The sequence below is a fragment of the Haloarcula ordinaria genome, from assembly GCF_029338275.1.
In the GTDB taxonomy this organism is placed as follows: Archaea; Halobacteriota; Halobacteria; order Halobacteriales; family Haloarculaceae; genus Haloarcula; species Haloarcula ordinaria.
Window position 1 is genome coordinate 92,935 of record NZ_CP119789.1, and the last position, 14,355, is coordinate 107,289.

Annotated in this window: 13 protein-coding genes and 1 pseudogene; 10 read left to right on the plus strand and 4 right to left on the minus strand. The window is 67.7% G+C overall.

Annotated elements, in window-relative coordinates:
• Positions 1 to 29 precede the first annotated feature (29 nt).
• Genes P1L41_RS00505 through P1L41_RS00520 form a run of 4 tightly spaced genes read left to right on the plus strand, consistent with a single transcriptional unit; the run spans position 30 to position 5,681 of the window.
• Positions 30 to 1,955 (plus strand): SLC13 family permease, encoded by a 1,926-nt coding sequence (locus P1L41_RS00505; protein ID WP_276296928.1) that lies wholly within the window; start codon positions 30 to 32, stop codon positions 1,953 to 1,955.
• 44 nt (positions 1,956 to 1,999) lie between these two features.
• The gene (locus P1L41_RS00510; protein WP_276296929.1) at positions 2,000 to 2,977 is read left to right on the plus strand and encodes an ABC transporter ATP-binding protein; all 978 of its coding nucleotides are present in this window, start codon (positions 2,000 to 2,002) and stop codon (positions 2,975 to 2,977) included.
• Positions 2,970 to 3,758: an ABC transporter permease gene (locus tag P1L41_RS00515; RefSeq protein WP_276296930.1), complete on the plus strand. Its 789-nt coding sequence runs from the start codon at positions 2,970 to 2,972 to the stop codon at positions 3,756 to 3,758. Before P1L41_RS00510 ends, P1L41_RS00515 begins: the two co-directional genes overlap by 8 nt.
• Positions 3,759 to 3,815: 57 nt before the next feature.
• Entirely contained in the window at positions 3,816 to 5,681 is a 1,866-nt protein-coding gene (locus tag P1L41_RS00520) for a COG1361 S-layer family protein (protein WP_276296931.1), read from the plus strand.
• A 13-nt stretch (positions 5,682 to 5,694) separates the two neighbouring features.
• Here P1L41_RS00520 and P1L41_RS00525 read toward each other — a convergent pair whose 3' ends face one another.
• Positions 5,695 to 6,540, minus strand: coding sequence for a PspA/IM30 family protein (locus tag P1L41_RS00525; RefSeq protein WP_276296932.1), 846 nt, complete (start codon positions 6,538 to 6,540; stop codon positions 5,695 to 5,697).
• A gap of 60 nt (positions 6,541 to 6,600) precedes the next feature.
• On the opposite strand from P1L41_RS00525, the gene P1L41_RS00530 reads away from it, so the two are divergent.
• The 5 genes and pseudogenes from P1L41_RS00530 to P1L41_RS00550 all read left to right on the plus strand — a co-directional run.
• Positions 6,601 to 7,203 carry an alpha/beta hydrolase gene (locus P1L41_RS00530; RefSeq protein WP_276296933.1) on the plus strand — a complete coding sequence of 201 codons (603 nt, stop codon included), beginning with the start codon at positions 6,601 to 6,603 and terminating at the stop codon, positions 7,201 to 7,203.
• A 109-nt stretch (positions 7,204 to 7,312) separates the two neighbouring features.
• Positions 7,313 to 7,510 carry a hypothetical protein gene (locus P1L41_RS00535; RefSeq protein WP_276296934.1) on the plus strand — a complete coding sequence of 66 codons (198 nt, stop codon included), beginning with the start codon at positions 7,313 to 7,315 and terminating at the stop codon, positions 7,508 to 7,510.
• Positions 7,511 to 7,633: 123 nt separating this feature from the next.
• Positions 7,634 to 9,298, plus strand: coding sequence for a glutamine hydrolyzing CTP synthase (gene pyrG, locus P1L41_RS00540; protein WP_276296935.1), 1,665 nt, complete (start codon positions 7,634 to 7,636; stop codon positions 9,296 to 9,298).
• On the plus strand, positions 9,298 to 10,215 hold the full coding sequence (guaA, locus tag P1L41_RS00545) for a glutamine-hydrolyzing GMP synthase (RefSeq protein ID WP_276296936.1): 918 nt from the start codon (positions 9,298 to 9,300) through the stop codon (positions 10,213 to 10,215). The genes pyrG and guaA overlap by 1 nt, the downstream gene beginning before the upstream one ends.
• Positions 10,212 to 10,520: pseudogene (locus P1L41_RS00550) on the plus strand (DUF7126 family protein); the annotation flags it as partial. The gene guaA and the pseudogene P1L41_RS00550, both read left to right, overlap by 4 nt.
• 10 nt (positions 10,521 to 10,530) lie before the next feature.
• Here the strand turns inward: P1L41_RS00550 and P1L41_RS00555 are convergent.
• From P1L41_RS00555 to P1L41_RS00565, 3 genes are all read right to left on the minus strand, one after another.
• The gene (locus P1L41_RS00555) at positions 10,531 to 11,205 is read right to left on the minus strand and encodes an MBL fold metallo-hydrolase (RefSeq protein ID WP_276296937.1); all 675 of its coding nucleotides are present in this window, start codon (positions 11,203 to 11,205) and stop codon (positions 10,531 to 10,533) included.
• Between the two features lie 109 nt (positions 11,206 to 11,314).
• Positions 11,315 to 11,728 carry a hypothetical protein gene (locus P1L41_RS00560; RefSeq protein WP_276296938.1) on the minus strand — a complete coding sequence of 138 codons (414 nt, stop codon included), beginning with the start codon at positions 11,726 to 11,728 and terminating at the stop codon, positions 11,315 to 11,317.
• 120 nt (positions 11,729 to 11,848) lie between these two features.
• Complete coding sequence (locus P1L41_RS00565; protein ID WP_276296939.1) at positions 11,849 to 13,531, minus strand: alkaline phosphatase D family protein; 1,683 nt, start codon at positions 13,529 to 13,531, stop codon at positions 11,849 to 11,851.
• Between the two features lie 162 nt (positions 13,532 to 13,693).
• On the opposite strand from P1L41_RS00565, the gene P1L41_RS00570 reads away from it, so the two are divergent.
• Positions 13,694 to 14,344 carry an RNA 2'-phosphotransferase gene (locus P1L41_RS00570; protein ID WP_276296940.1) on the plus strand — a complete coding sequence of 217 codons (651 nt, stop codon included), beginning with the start codon at positions 13,694 to 13,696 and terminating at the stop codon, positions 14,342 to 14,344.
• The last annotated feature ends 11 nt before the right edge of the window (positions 14,345 to 14,355 follow it).

Consider the following 14,355-nt stretch of genomic DNA (forward strand, 5'->3'; position numbering starts at 1 on the left):
TTTCTACCCAACGGTCGTTCTGCTGACGCATGGCACCTCTGTCGACCGGCGCGCTCATCGTGTTCGCGCTGGTCGGGGCCGCCCTGGTCCTGTTCGTCACCGAGTGGCTCTCGCCGGACATGACCGCTATCGCCGTGCTGGTCGCGCTGGCCGTCTTCGAGCCCTACACCGGTGTCACCGCCCGGGACGCCATCCTCGGGTTCGCCAGTCCGGCGGTCGTCACCATCGTCGCGATGTACATCCTGAGCGCGGGCGTCGAGGAGGCCGGCATCGTCGACTGGCTCGGCGGGAAGCTGGCGACTGCGACCGGCGGCGACGAGGGGCGCTTGCTGGCCGCCATCGTCGGGACGACGGGCGTCAGCGCAGGCTTCGTCAACAACACGCCGGTCGTCGCCGTCTTCATCCCGCTGGTGACGGGACTCTCGGACCGCTACGGGCTCTCCCCGTCCCGGCTCCTGTTGCCCCTGTCGTACGCCGCGATGCTCGGCGGGACGCTCACGCTCGTGGGTACCTCGACGAACCTGCTCGCGAGCGACTTCGCCGCCGAACTGCTCGGGCGTCGGCTGTCGATGTTCACGCTGACGCCGGTCGGGGTCGTCGTCCTGCTCGTCGGCGTCGCCTACCTGCTCACCGTCGGCCGGTGGCTCGTCCCCGAGCGGGTCCATCCGGCAGCGGACTTCACCGAGGAGTTCGACATGGACCGCTATCTCGCGCAGTGTCAAGTCCGTGAATCGTCCCCGCTCGTCGGGCTGACGGTCTCGGAGGCGCTCGACCAGCGCATCGACGAGGCCATCCGCGAGGAAGCGGCCGAGACGCTCGGTGACCCCCTCCCGGCGGACGCAGACGTCGAGGCCGTCGCCGCCGTCAGGAGCCTCGTCGACGTCGACGTCCTCCAGGTCGACCAGGACGGCGACTCCTACTTCGCGACGACGACCGACCGGCCGCTGGAAGCCGGCGACGTGCTGACGGTCCGTGGCAGCCGCCAGTCGGTCAACCGCTTCAGCGAGACGTTCGGCCTCCGCCAGCTCCCCAGGGAGTCGGTGACCGAGGAGCTGCTGGCCGAGAGCGGCCACGCCGGCATCCTCGCGGAGGCTGTCGTCCACGGCGAGTCCAGGCTTCGCGGACGGACGCTGGCCGACGTACAGTTGCGGTCCCGGTTCGACGTGACGGCGCTGGCCATCCGCCGTGGCGACACCATCATGCGAGAGGAACTCGCCACCGTCACTCTGGAGGCGGGTGACACGCTGCTCGTCCAGACCCCGGTCGACGAGATTCTCCACCTGGACGAGGAGGGGTACCTCTCGCTCACCGAGGGCCCACCGGAACTGTTCGACGTCATCCACGGCGTGGAACCGCCGTCGCTCGACGCCCGCGCACTGCTGCCGGTGGGGATTCTGCTGTCGGCCATCGTCCTGGCCGCGCTCGACCTCGTCCCCATCTTCATCGCCGCACTCGGTGGCGTGGTGACGATGGTCGCCACGCACCGCATAGGGGCCTCGCGCGTCTACGACGCGGTCAGCTGGAACGTCATCTTCCTGCTGGCCGGCCTCCTGCCGCTGGGCCTGGCGATGCGCGAGACGGGTGGCGCGCTGTTCATCGGCGAGCTGCTCGTCGGCGTCGCCAGCGGGCTCCCGCCGCTGCTCGTGCTGGCGCTGTTCTACCTCGTGACTGCCCTCGTCGCCGCCGTCATCACGCCCGTCGCCACGGTGGTCCTGATGATCCCCATCGCCGTCGCCACCGCCCAACAGATCGGCGTCGCCGGGTTCCCCTTCCTGCTCGTGGTCACCTTCGCCGTCGCCCACGCCTTCATCACCCCCATCGGCTACCAGACGAACCTGATGGTGTACGGCCCCGGCGGCTACCGGTTCACCGACTTCGCCCGCGTCGGCGTCCCCCTGCAGCTGCTCCTCTGTGTCGTCACCACGCTCGCGGTGGCGTTCGTCTGGCCGCTCTGACCTCCACGGCGACGCTTAAGAGTCGTGCGCGCCTACTGACACGTATGGCCGCCATCGAGGTCGACGGACTCACCAAGGTGTACGGGGAGACGGTGGCCAACGACGACCTCTCGTTCTCGGTGCGCGAAGGCGAGATATTCGGGTTCCTGGGACCGAACGGCGCCGGCAAGAGCACGCTCATCAGGATGCTGCTGGGGTTCCAGTCACCGACGTCGGGGTCGGCGCGCGTGCTCGGCAGCGACATCCGGGACGAGCGAGCGCTCCTCGAGGCGAAGGCCGACATCGGCTACCTGCCGGCCTCGCCCGGGTTCGACGGGAGCGTGACGGGACGGACGTTCCTCGACTACCAGGCCGAGCTCAAAGGAGACCAGCGCCGCGCGGAACTGCTCGACCTGTTCGACCCGCCGCTCGACCGGAAGATACGGGCCTACTCGACGGGGAACAGACAGATGCTCGCCATCGTCCAGACGTTCATGCACGACCCGGACCTGGTCATCATGGACGAGCCCACGTCTGGGCTGGACCCGCTGAAACAGGAGCACTTCAACGACTTCCTCCGACGGGAGCGCGACCGGGGCCTCACCGTCTTCTTCTCCTCGCACATTCTCGGCGAGGTCCGCCGCGTGTGCGACCGCGTGGGCATCATTCGCGAGGGCCACCTCGCAGCCCTCGAAGACGTCGCGGACCTCCTCGCACGCGGGGGCAAGCGCGTCCGCGTCGTGACAGCCGACCCGGTCGACGCCGTCGACTTCCAGTTCGCCGGCGTCCTCGACGCGGAGTTCGTCGGCCGGCAGGCTCAGTTCACCTTCACCGGGGACTACGACGACCTGATTGCCCATCTCACCGGGTACGACATCGTGGACCTCGAAATCGAGGAGCCGCCGCTGGAGGACGTCTTCATGCACTTCTACGGCGAGGCCCCGGTCGGGAGCGAGGCCACGGCGACCGACCCGGCCGACCCCGACGGGCCGGCCACCGAGACGGACCCCGCAGTGGCCGGTCCGGAGGCCGACGATGTTTGAGGTGACCCGCTACGAGGCCAACCGCCGCGTCCGGAGCACACTCGTGCTGGCGGTCGGACTCGGGCTCTTCGGCCTGCTCGTCATCGGCATCTTCCCGTCGGTCGAGGCCTCCGGCGTCGATTTCGAGGCGTACGTCGAGAGTCTGCCGGACGCGTTCCAGGAGAGTTTCGGCGGCGGGTCGTTCGGGACTATCGAGGGCTTCCTCGCCGCGGAGTTCTACCAGTTCGTCTGGGTGCTCCTCTTCGGCCTCTATATGGCGTACACGGCCGGTGGCACTATCGCCGGGAACGTCGAGAACGGCCGCCTGGACCTCCTGCTGGCGACGCCCATCTCCCGTTCCCGGGTCGTCGTCGAGAAGTACCTCTCGCTACTGACGCCCATCGTCGTCCTCAACCTCCTGATGCCGCTGTTCGTCTACGGGGCGGTCATCCTCATCGGTGAGTCGATATCGTTCGTCGACCTGCTGCTGGTCCACGCGTTCTCGATTCCCTATCTGCTGGCGTGTACGAGCATCGGCCTCGTCCTCTCGGTCGTCCTCCCGCGCGGTGACCTCGCCCAGCGGGGCGGTATCGCCGCCATCTTCCTGCTGTTCGTCTTCGACTCGGTGACCGCCGGGACCGACTTCGAGGCGCTCGGCGCCGTCTCGCCCACCCGGTACTACGACACGACCGAGATACTGGTCGAGCAGACCTACGACATCGGCGGGGCTGTCATCCTCCTACTCGCCGCCTTCCTCCTGCTCGCCGTCGCACGGGCGCTATTTCTCCGGGCGGACCTCTGACCTGACAAACACTTTTCACCTCGACGGGCGTACCTATAAGATAACAAACAAATCACGATGAATCGCCTCGCCCTCCTCCTCGTCGTCTGTCTCCTCGTCGTCCAGCCGCTGGTAGTCGCCGGCGCCACGCGTGACCCGAACTTCAGGGCCAGCGTCCCGGAGCCGACGCTGTTTCCCGGGAGTGAACAGACCGTGGTCATCGAGCTCGTCAACGACCCGGACAACGTCGACAACGAGGCGATCACTGCCAGGCAGGTGACCGTCGAAGCGAGGGCCGGTGAGACGCCGTTCACTATCTTGTCCGGGCCCCGGTTTCTCGACAGGATGGTGGACAGCGAACGCGTCTCGGTCCCCGTTCGACTCGTCGTCCCCGCCGACACCGAGCCGGGAACCTACGAAATCCCGCTGACTGTCGACTACGTGTTCGGCGACGGTAACGACGAGGAGAGCGACACCGTCCGTGCGACGGTCCGGGTCGCCGACCAGCCGCGGCTTCGCATCGTCGACACCGAGTCGGACGTCTCCGTCGGCGAGCGCGGCACCGTCTCGGTGACCGTCGAGAACGTCGGGTCGGCGACGGCCAGCGACGCCCGGCTCGCACTCTCGGCGGCGGGAACCGACCTCTCGTTCAGCGGCCGGGAGACGGCCAGTCGGTTCCTCGGCCGGCTGGCGCGGGACGACCGAGCGACGGTCACCTACACGCTCTCGGCCGACGACGACGCCCGGAGCGAGCAGTACGCGCTGACGGCGACGGCGGCCTACACCGACCAGAACGGGTTCGACGTGACCCGGGACCTCGGCGCCGTCGGCGTGACCCCCCAGCCCGAGCTGCAGTTCGCCATCGGTGACGTCGAGGCAGACCTGCACACCGGCGTCGAGAGCACGGTCAACGGCACGCTCACCAACCTGGGGAACCGGACGGCACGGAACGTCGTCGTGACGCTTTCCTCACCGTCGACATCGCTTCGTTTGCTCGAACCCAGCGTCCCGGTCGGCGACCTCGAACCGGGCGAAACGCGCTCGTTCGCGTTCCCGGTCGCCGTGTCCGCGGCGGCCGACGGCGGTCCCCGCCCGGTCACCGTCGGCGTCGAGTATCGACTTGACGCCGACACCGCCGACCAGCGCCGGCAGCGGGACGTCCAGGTGCTGTCGGTTCCGGTCGCCGACGACGACCTGCTCTCGCTCTCCGCGGTCAACGCCACCTACACCCCGGGCACGGAGGGGAACCTGCGCGTCCGGGTCCAGAACGTTGGCGACCGGCCGCTACACGACGTCGAACCGCGCCTCGGAGCGAGTCCGCCGTTCGCCAGCGAGGTCCCGCAGGCCTTCGTCGAGTCGCTCGGGCCCGGGGAGTCGGCGACCGTCGCGTTCGACCTCTCGGTATCGCCCGACGCCGTCTCGAACACTCACGCCCTGCCGGTGAACGTCACCGCGCGGACCGAGGCGAACCGGGCCGTCAGAACCGGCCCGCTGACCGTCCCCGTCACCGTCGTCGACCGCGACCTGTTCTCGGTCACGGGCGTCAACACCACCGTCGCGCCGGATTCCGAGACGCAGATTCGCGTCCGCGTCGAGAACGTGGGCGACAAACCGCTTCGCGACGTCAAACCGCAGTTCGGACCGGCCCCGCCGTTCACGAGCGAGGCGCCACAGACGTACGTCGAGTCGCTCGCGCCGGGCGAGTCGGCGGTCGTGACCTTCCAGGTGAGCGTGGCGGAAGACGCCGTCCCGAGCGCGCACTCGCTGCCCGTGACGGTCGTCGCGACGGACGCGGACGGCGATACGGTCCGTGACGGCCCACACGACGTGGCCGTCACTATCGCCGTCGAGGAGGGGGCCGCCGGGAGCCTGGTCGTCCTGGCGGTCGGTATCGTCGTCGTCGCCGCCATCCTCGGCGTCGGCTACTGGTGGCTCCGGCACTAGGACTGCTCGCTCGCTACTGCTCCTCGTCTTTCAGTTCCTCGAGCTCGGCGTCGACCTCGCTGTCCTCGACGGTCGGCGTCTCGCTCGCCTCCTCGTCGGCTCCCTCGATTTCTGCCTCTAGGTCCAGGTCCTCTTCGGCCTCGGCGTCGGCTGAGTCGTCTGCCTTCCCCAGCTCGGCTTTCAGCGTGTCGAGTTCGGCGTCGACCTCCCCGTCCTGCTGGAGCTCTTCCAGTTCGCGGTCGAGCTGGTCCTTATCCGAGAGCTGGTCGTCGAGGACGCCGCCCTCCCGGAGCTCGTCCATCGCTTGCGCGCGGGCCTCCATGTCCTCGGTCTGTTCCTCGGCCCGTTCGATGGCCCGGCTGACGTCGGCCATCTCGTCGCCGGCCCCGGTCATCGCCTCGTTGACCCGCGCCGACGCCTGTGCCGCCTCGTGGCGCGCCTTCATCGTCTCCTTCTTCGTGCGGAACTGCTCGACCTGCCGCTGGAGCTCGTCTTTCTGCTCGACCAGCCGGTCCTGCTGGTTCTGGAGGTCCTGAATCTGACCGTCCAGCTCCTCGATCTGGGTCATCTTCTGTTTCTTCTTCTCCAGGGCCTGGCGGGCGAGGTCGTCGCGGTCCTGCTTGACCGCCTGCCGGGCCTGGTCGTTGTGCTTCTCGACGTTCTCCTCTAAGCGGCGCTTCTGTATCTCGAGGCGTTTCTTCTGCGTGGTGAGGTCCGCGATGCCCTGCTTCACGTCCTGGAGTTCGTTGCGCAACTGCTCGTAGGAGTAGTCGAGCGTCTCGTTCGGGTCCTCGGCGCGGTTGAGGACCGCGTTGAGCTTCGACCGGATGACGTAGGACGCACGCGAGAGGATTCCCATACCACCAGATTCGGGGCCGTAGACTTAAATTTCTTACATGCACGGCGCGAGAGACGAACGATGAGCGAACACGTTCGCGTCCCTGGCGGCCGCGACGTCGCGGCGACGCTCGACAGCCCGGCGGCGGACAGCGTGGTCGTCGCCTGTCCGCCCCATCCCCAGTACGGCGGGTCTCGCTCGGACCAGCGGCTCCGGGCGGTCAGTGACGCGTTCGCGCCGGACGTGGCTTGCCTCCGCATCGACTACGGGCCCTGGGACGAGGGCCGCGGTGAACGGAGCGACGCCGGGCGGGCCGTCGCGTGGGCCGCCGACCGGTACGACACCGTGGGGCTGTTCGGCTACAGTTTCGGCGCCGGTGTCGCGGTTCGAGCGGCGGGAGCGTCGAGCGACGAGGGCGACCACGCCACGCCGGCCGCCGTCTCGGCGCTCGCCCCGCCTGCCGAGAGCGGCGGCGAGTCAGTGGCTGATGCGCTCGACGACATCCGATGTCCGGTCCAGGTCGTCTACGGCGAGCGCGACGAGACGGTGGACTGGCACCCGGTCGTCGAGCGAGCGCGAGGACTCGGCTACCAGGTCGAATCGCTTCGCGCGAACCACCACTTTATCGGACAGGCTGGGAGCGTGGGCGAACTCGTCGCTGCCTTCTTCCGGGCGACGTGGTGAACGGCGAGCGACCCTCGGGCGGTCCGGCCTCCGGTCCGACAGTTCGGCACGGTGGTAAGAGCCCCACGGCGACAGTATTTTTAATATATGTCACGATAAATAACCTACTATGGCAATATTTGCCAGGCCGAACGTCAGAAAGACGACACGACACGGGACGGCATCGCTGGTCGCAGGGTTCCTCGCTGGACTGGCTCTCTTTCTGGCGGTCGGTGCCGCCCTCGACGACGCCGTCTTCTCCGCGCTGGCGCTGGCCGTGCTGGTGACGGTCCACCGGTTCGTCGCCACGCACAATCGCCATACGTGACCTCGACGTGACTGGGGGCTTGGGTGACTCCCGAGCACAACGCTCGTCGCGCTGACAGTGCGACGCGGTGGCGAAGATGGCGCGCTCCGAAACCGTTTTGACGACACGCGATTCACCGTCAGTATGCCGACCGAACCCGAAACGGACTACGACCCGGAACTGGGTCGGAAGTTCATCTTCGTCACCGGCGGCGTGATGTCTGGCCTGGGCAAGGGCATCACCGCCGCCAGCACGGGCCGTCTTCTCAAGAACGCGGGGTTCGACGTAACAGCGGTCAAGATAGACCCCTATCTCAACGTCGACGCCGGGACGATGAACCCCTTCCAGCACGGCGAGGTGTACGTGCTGAAAGACGGCGGCGAGGTCGACCTCGACCTGGGGAACTACGAGCGGTTCCTCGACATCGACATGACGTTCGACCACAACGTCACGACGGGCAAGACCTACCAGCACGTCATCGAGAAGGAGCGCGCCGGCGACTACCTCGGTCGCACCGTCCAGATTATCCCGCACATCACCGACGACATCAAGCGGCGCATCCGCGAGGCCGCCGAGGGCAACGACGTCTGTATCATCGAGGTCGGCGGCACCGTCGGGGACATCGAGGGGATGCCCTACCTCGAAGCGCTTCGCCAGTTCGCCCACGAGGAAGACGAGGAGGATATTCTGTTCACGCACGTCACGCTCGTCCCCTACTCGAAGAACGGCGAACAGAAGACCAAGCCAACCCAGCACTCGGTGAAGGAACTCCGGAGCATCGGCCTCCAGCCGGACATTCTCGTCGGGCGCTGTTCGGACAAGCTCGACATCGACACGAAAGAGAAGATCGCCCTGTTCTGTGACGTTCCCACCGAGGCCGTCTTCTCGAACCCGGACGTCGACGACATCTACCACGTGCCGCTGATGGTCGAGGAAGAAGGGCTCGACGAGTACGTGATGGAGCGCCTCGACATCGCCGACGAGGCCCTGCCCGAGGGCGAGCGCGAGAACCGCTGGCGGGAACTGGTCACCCAGAACACCGAGGGCGAGGTCGACGTCGCGCTCGTGGGGAAGTACGACCTGGAGGACGCCTACATGTCGGTCCACGAGGCGCTGAAACACGCCGGCCTGGAGAAGAACGTCGACGTCAACGTCACCTGGGTCGACTCCGAGAAGATGACCGACCGGCACACCGAACGGATGGAGGGCGCCGACGCCATCGTCGTCCCCGGCGGCTTCGGCTCCCGCGGGACCGACGGCAAGGTCGAGGCCATCCGGTACGCCCGCGAGAACGAAATCCCGTATCTCGGGCTCTGTCTCGGCTTCCAGCTGGCGGTCATCGAGTACGCCCGGAACGTCCTCGGCCTGGAGGGGGCCGACTCGACGGAGCTCGAGGCTGATACGCCCCACCCCGTCATCGACATCCTCCCGGAGCAGTACGAGGTCGAGGACATGGGCGGGACGATGCGCCTCGGCGCACAGGAGACGGACATCGAACCCGACACGCTCGCCGCCGCGCTCTACGGGGCCGACTCCTGTACTGAGCGCCACCGCCACCGCTACGAGGTCAACCCGGAGTACATCGACGACCTGGAAGCGGGCGGCCTGCGCTTCTCCGGTCGGGACAACAACCGCATGGAGATTCTCGAACTCGCCCCCGAGGACCACCCGTACTTCATCGGGACGCAGTTCCATCCCGAGTTCCGGTCGCGACCGACGCGGGCGAGCCCGCCGTTCGTCGGCCTGCTCGAAGCGGTACTGGGCGACGAGCCACACGAGGCCGACGCCGAACAGGAGGTGAGCCACTGATGGTCGACGTCGAGGAATTCATCGAGGAGGCGAAAGCCGAGATCGCCGAGGCCATCGGGGACAAGCACGCCGTCATCGGATTGTCGGGCGGCGTCGACTCGTCGACGGCCGCCGCGCTGGCCTACGAGGCCATCGGCGACCAGCTCACGGCCGTCTACGTCGACACCGGCCTGATGCGCAAGGGTGAGACCGACGAGATTCGCGAGACGTTCGACTACATGGACTCGCTGCGAATCATCGAGGCCCAGGACCGCTTCCTCGACGAGCTGGAAGGCGAGACCGACCCCGAGGCAAAGCGCCACATCATCGGCGAGCAGTTCATCAGGGAGTTCGAGACCGTCGCCCGCGAGGTCGAGGCCGACTACCTCGTCCAGGGGACCATCTACCCCGACCGCATCGAGAGCGAGGGGACCATCAAATCCCATCACAACGTCGGCGGCCTCCCCGAGCGCATCGACTTCGAGGGCATCGTCGAACCCATGCGGAATCTCTACAAGGACGAGGTCCGGGAGGTCGCCCGTGCGCTCGACTTAGAGGAGATCATCTCCGAGCGGATGCCGTTCCCCGGTCCCGGTCTCGCCGTGCGAATCATCGGCGAGGTCACCGAGGAGAAACTGGAGGTGGCCCGCGAGGCCAACCACGTCGTCGAGGAGGAGCTCGAGGAGTACGAGCCGTGGCAGGCGCTCGCCGCCGTCATCGGCAAGGCCACCGGTGTGAAAGGCGACAACCGCGTCCACGGCTGGGTCGTCGCGGTACGGTCGGTCGAATCCCGCGACGGGATGACCGCCCGCGCCCAGGAAGTCGACTGGGAGACGCTCCAGCGCATACAGAGTCGCATCACCGGGGTCCACGAGAACGTCGCTCGCGTCGTCTACGACGTGACGCACAAACCGCCCGCGACCATCGAGTACGAATGAACGTCACACTGGTCGGAACCGACCCCGAGCGGATGGCAGAGGCACTGAAAGCCGAGGGTCACGCGGTCACCGTCGCGGACGTCGGCAACCGCCCCGGGCTGGAGGAGGCCGGCATCCACGACGCCGACGTCTACCTGCTGACCGAGATGACACAGGCCACCTCTATCGTGGTCGCGAAGGACCTGAACCCGGACCTGCGGGTCGTCGTCTACGCCGAGGGGTCGCTGCCGGACTTCGCCAGTCGGCAGGCCGACCTCGTCGTCGACCCGAACCTCCTGGGTCCGGACGCCGTCGCCGAAGAGCTGCAGCCCTGTTCTAGAGCGTCGCTGCCAGGTTTTCGAGTCGCTCGCTCCCTCGCACCCGGAACGGCACGCCGTGGCCCGGTGCGGCCACCTCGAACTCGCCGGCTCGATGAGAGAGCCGACGGATGCTCACCGGGACCTCGCGGGTGTTCGCACTGAGGTACCACGGGGACGGGGCGAACTCCCCGCCGGCCTCCCGCACGCAGTCGCCGAGGAACGCCACGTCCAGGTCCTCGCTGACGTAGGCCATGTGGCCGCGCGTGTGACCGGGCGTGTGGTACGCGGTGAAACTACCGACGGTCTGGCCGTCACCGATGGTCTCGACCTGGTTCGAGGGGGTGTCGACGACGAGTGCGGCGAACCGGTGGCCCAGTCCCTTCAGCGTCCCGACCGACGGCGTTCGCTCGCCGGTCACGAGCGGTGCGTCGGCCACGCCGGCGTAGATTGTCAGGTCGATACCGTCGAACGACGTCAGTCCGCCCACGTGGTCGAAGTCGTAGTGGGTCAGCAGAATTCGGTCCAGGTCGCTGAAATCGTAGCCGGCCTGGTTGATGCCCGAGACGAGCGCGTTCCCGTGCCAGGGCATCCCCGCGTCGACGAGCGTCAGCGTGCCGCCGTCGTCGACGAGATAGGCGTTGACCCCGCCCAAGTCGTACCACCACACGCCGTCAGAGAGTTCCATCGCCATACCCAGTCGTTGGGCGAGCGGGACCAAATACTGTCGGGCTGTCACGTCGTCACAGGGGACCCGACACTCGCCATCGGACGGCGAAAGGCTTCGGTCGGGAACTGCTCGATTACTGCTGTTCTATCATCGCGTAGGAGAGCCGGTGGGGGACCAGGCTCAGCGTGCGGACGATGGCCGCCAACGCGACGAAGATGCCGACCAGGATGTGGGCGATGCCGCCGAGCTTCAGCCAGAGCAGCAGCGAGGGGAACATGTGGATGGTCGCCAGCTGGGCGTTCAGTGCGGCCGCACCGGCGCGGTCGGGGCCGCCGCCGGCCACGCTGTGGGCCGTCTGCGTGGTGAAGAACTGTTCGAGCAGCGGGTGGAACTGGGTGAACTCGAGGACGAGCGCCATCCCGACCAGCAGGTAGCCGACCGCCGCGAAGGCGGCCCCGACCACGAGCATCTTCTTGATGGAGCTCATGGTCGAGAGGATGGTCTCAGGACTGTGCGTCTGCATCGTCTGTGGGGTCTCGGTCGCCATTACAGCCAGACAGACGATAGGTTACTATATATAACTAGGTTACGTGTGTATACCTAAAGTCAGACGGCGATACGATTATGTATCGGGACCCGACGCGCGGAGAAGTGGGCCGACCCGGACTCACGTTCGGGAGAGGTCGTAGCTGTCGACCGGGCAGCGATACCGGGTCAGGAGCCGTCGGCTGGCGTCTGCCGAGTTCGCTGACCGGTCGACGGCGTAGGCCGAGAACGTACAGGCGTCCGTCGTGAACTCGACGACGGCGTACCCCCAGCGGTGACTGTCGAAGAACTCGACGTGGGGATTCTCGTCTTTCACGTAGTCGGCGATCAGTTTCCGGACCTCGCGGTCGTCTGGCAGCGAGAGCAGGTCGCTGAGGTTCCGACTCGTCACCGCCGGCGTCATGAACTCCACGCCGACGCGTTCCCCGTCCCGTTCGACGTAGCCAGTGAGGGTGCTGTGCATGTCGCCGGTGAGCGCGACGAAGGCGGCGTCGCCCTCTTCGGCGCTGTCTAAGATGCGCTCGCGCTCCTCTGGGAACGCGTCCCAGGCATCGGCGTTCAGGACGTCGACGGCTCCGAGGTCCAGGTCGAACTCCATCGCGAGCACCTCGTTTACCCAGGCGGTCCACGCCGCGTCCGACTCGGCCAGGCGGTCGGTGAACCAGTCGCGCTGGGCCGACCCGAGCATCGTCTCGGTCAGGTCGCTCTCGTTCCCCTGGTCCTCGCTCTCGCTGTCGTCGCCGTCGTCGGGCCGCGCGGCGAGCTGGGACCCGTCGGTGGGGCTGGTCCGGAAGAGCCGCTCGTCGGTGACGAGCAGTTCGACCAGGTCGCCGAACCGGAACGACTTCCAGAGTCGCAGCTGGTCCAAGAGCGTCTCGGCGTCGGGGTCGTACGGGACCCGGGTCGGCGTGTACTCCCACCACGCACGGATGCCGTCGGCGAACAACTGGGTCATGAACGCGGCGTCGTCGTTCTTCGGGTGGTCGCCGTCGCCCGCGTAGGGCCGCTCCTCGCTGTAGTTCCAGTAGCGGTTGTTGACGATCTCGTGGTCGTCCCAGGTCTGGACGAGCGTGTGGGCCGAAAGCGCTTCCTGGAGAAACGCGTCGGAACGGTACGTCCGGTGGAGGTAGCGGTAGTCCTCGAGTCCCATCGCGACGGACTCCCCGCTGGGTAGCGACAGCGAGCGACCGGAGACCGACCCGGCCCCGCCGCGTTCGTAGATGAAGTCGCCGAGATGGACCAGGAAATCGACCGGTTCGCTGGCGAGGTGGTGGAACGCGCCGTAGTACCCCCGGCGGTAGTTCTGACAGGTCGCGAGCGCGAGCCGGACGCTGTCGGGGCTGGCGTCGGCGGCGGGGAGCGTCCGACAGCGACCCGTCGGACTGGCCACGCCGTCGCAGTCGAACCGATACCAGTACGTGGAATCGGCGTCGAGGCGGCCGTCGAGGTCGACCTTCACCGTCCCGTCGTGGTCGCCGAGGCGGTCGGCCGGGACCGACCAGGAACCGACAGGGTCCGCGAAGGCGTCGTCGTGAGCCACGGTCACCTGCAGCGCGGTCCCGTCGTCGACGGCGTCAGGCGCGACTCGCGTCCAGAGCACGACCCCGCTCGTCGTCGGGTCCCCGCTGGCGACGCCCTGGGGGAACACCGGTCCCGACTGACCGCCGGTCGCGTCGGTGACGCTCGCGGTCGGGAGGTCAGTCACGCTGTGAGCGCGTGCGACTCGGTCGAGCGGGAGCGCGGCGGCCAGTATGGCCGCCAGGACGCGTCGGCGACCCGCGTCGATGGGTGACTCGTCAGGCATACCCACCACTCACACCGGACATAGATTGTAATCCGAATCTTAGCGAACCGGAGAGCCCGCTAACAGGAGCTTACGCGGGACGGCCCGCAGGGCACTGCGTCGGCGCAGCCCCGGTCGGTGCCGGCGACGAACTGAAACCGCTCCGTCACCGACGACGGAGCGATGCCAGACGCCATCGCGCGCTGTTCAGCCCACGGCTACCACGAGGGCACCACCTGCCCCGAGTGCGGGAGCGAGAGCGAGGACGTGCTGAACGGAGCACGTCGCCGTCGCCTCTCGAAGTTCGTCAGCGGCGCGCTCAGACACTTCCCCGACGACGCGGGCGTCGAGCTGGACCAGGCGGGCTGGACGCCGTTCGACGCGCTCGTCGCGGCCGTCGAACGCACGTACGACTGGGCGCACCACGACCACGTCGAGGGCGTCGTCGCCACCGACCCGAAAGGACGGTTCGAGGTCGACGAAACGGACGGGGGCCGCCGCGTCCGTGCCGCGTACGGCCACTCTGTCGACGTTGACCTGGCGGCGGGCGACGGGCCGGTTCCCGACGTGCTGTACCACGGGACGGCACCCCGGAACCTCGAGGCGATATTCGAGGCGGGGCTGAAGCCCATGGACCGCCAGCAGGTCCACCTCTCGGAGACGGTGGCGGACGCCCGGGCGGTCGGCGAACGACACGCCGCCGATCCCGTCGTACTCGAAGTGGACGCCGCCGCGATGCAGGCCGACGGTCACGACGTGACGAAACGCGGCGCGGGAACCTACACGACGGACCGGGTGCCACCGGCGTATCTCTCCAGAACGAACCGCGACTGAGGTGGTCGAGC

Coding starts and splice junctions, on each gene's coding strand:
- P1L41_RS00525 (WP_276296932.1), bottom strand. CDS start 6,540: ATGGGAATCCTCTCGCGTGCGTCCTACGTCATCCGGTCGAAGCTCAAC.
- P1L41_RS00560 (WP_276296938.1), bottom strand. CDS start 11,728: ATGGCGACCGAGACCCCACAGACGATGCAGACGCACAGTCCTGAGACC.
- P1L41_RS00510 (WP_276296929.1), top strand. CDS start 2,000: ATGGCCGCCATCGAGGTCGACGGACTCACCAAGGTGTACGGGGAGACG.
- P1L41_RS00520 (WP_276296931.1), top strand. CDS start 3,816: ATGAATCGCCTCGCCCTCCTCCTCGTCGTCTGTCTCCTCGTCGTCCAG.
- P1L41_RS00570 (WP_276296940.1), top strand. CDS start 13,694: ATGCCAGACGCCATCGCGCGCTGTTCAGCCCACGGCTACCACGAGGGC.
- P1L41_RS00505 (WP_276296928.1), top strand. CDS start 30: ATGGCACCTCTGTCGACCGGCGCGCTCATCGTGTTCGCGCTGGTCGGG.
- guaA (WP_276296936.1), top strand. CDS start 9,298: ATGGTCGACGTCGAGGAATTCATCGAGGAGGCGAAAGCCGAGATCGCC.
- P1L41_RS00530 (WP_276296933.1), top strand. CDS start 6,601: ATGAGCGAACACGTTCGCGTCCCTGGCGGCCGCGACGTCGCGGCGACG.
- P1L41_RS00535 (WP_276296934.1), top strand. CDS start 7,313: ATGGCAATATTTGCCAGGCCGAACGTCAGAAAGACGACACGACACGGG.
- pyrG (WP_276296935.1), top strand. CDS start 7,634: ATGCCGACCGAACCCGAAACGGACTACGACCCGGAACTGGGTCGGAAG.
- P1L41_RS00515 (WP_276296930.1), top strand. CDS start 2,970: ATGTTTGAGGTGACCCGCTACGAGGCCAACCGCCGCGTCCGGAGCACA.
- P1L41_RS00565 (WP_276296939.1), bottom strand. CDS start 13,531: ATGCCTGACGAGTCACCCATCGACGCGGGTCGCCGACGCGTCCTGGCG.
- P1L41_RS00555 (WP_276296937.1), bottom strand. CDS start 11,205: ATGGCGATGGAACTCTCTGACGGCGTGTGGTGGTACGACTTGGGCGGG.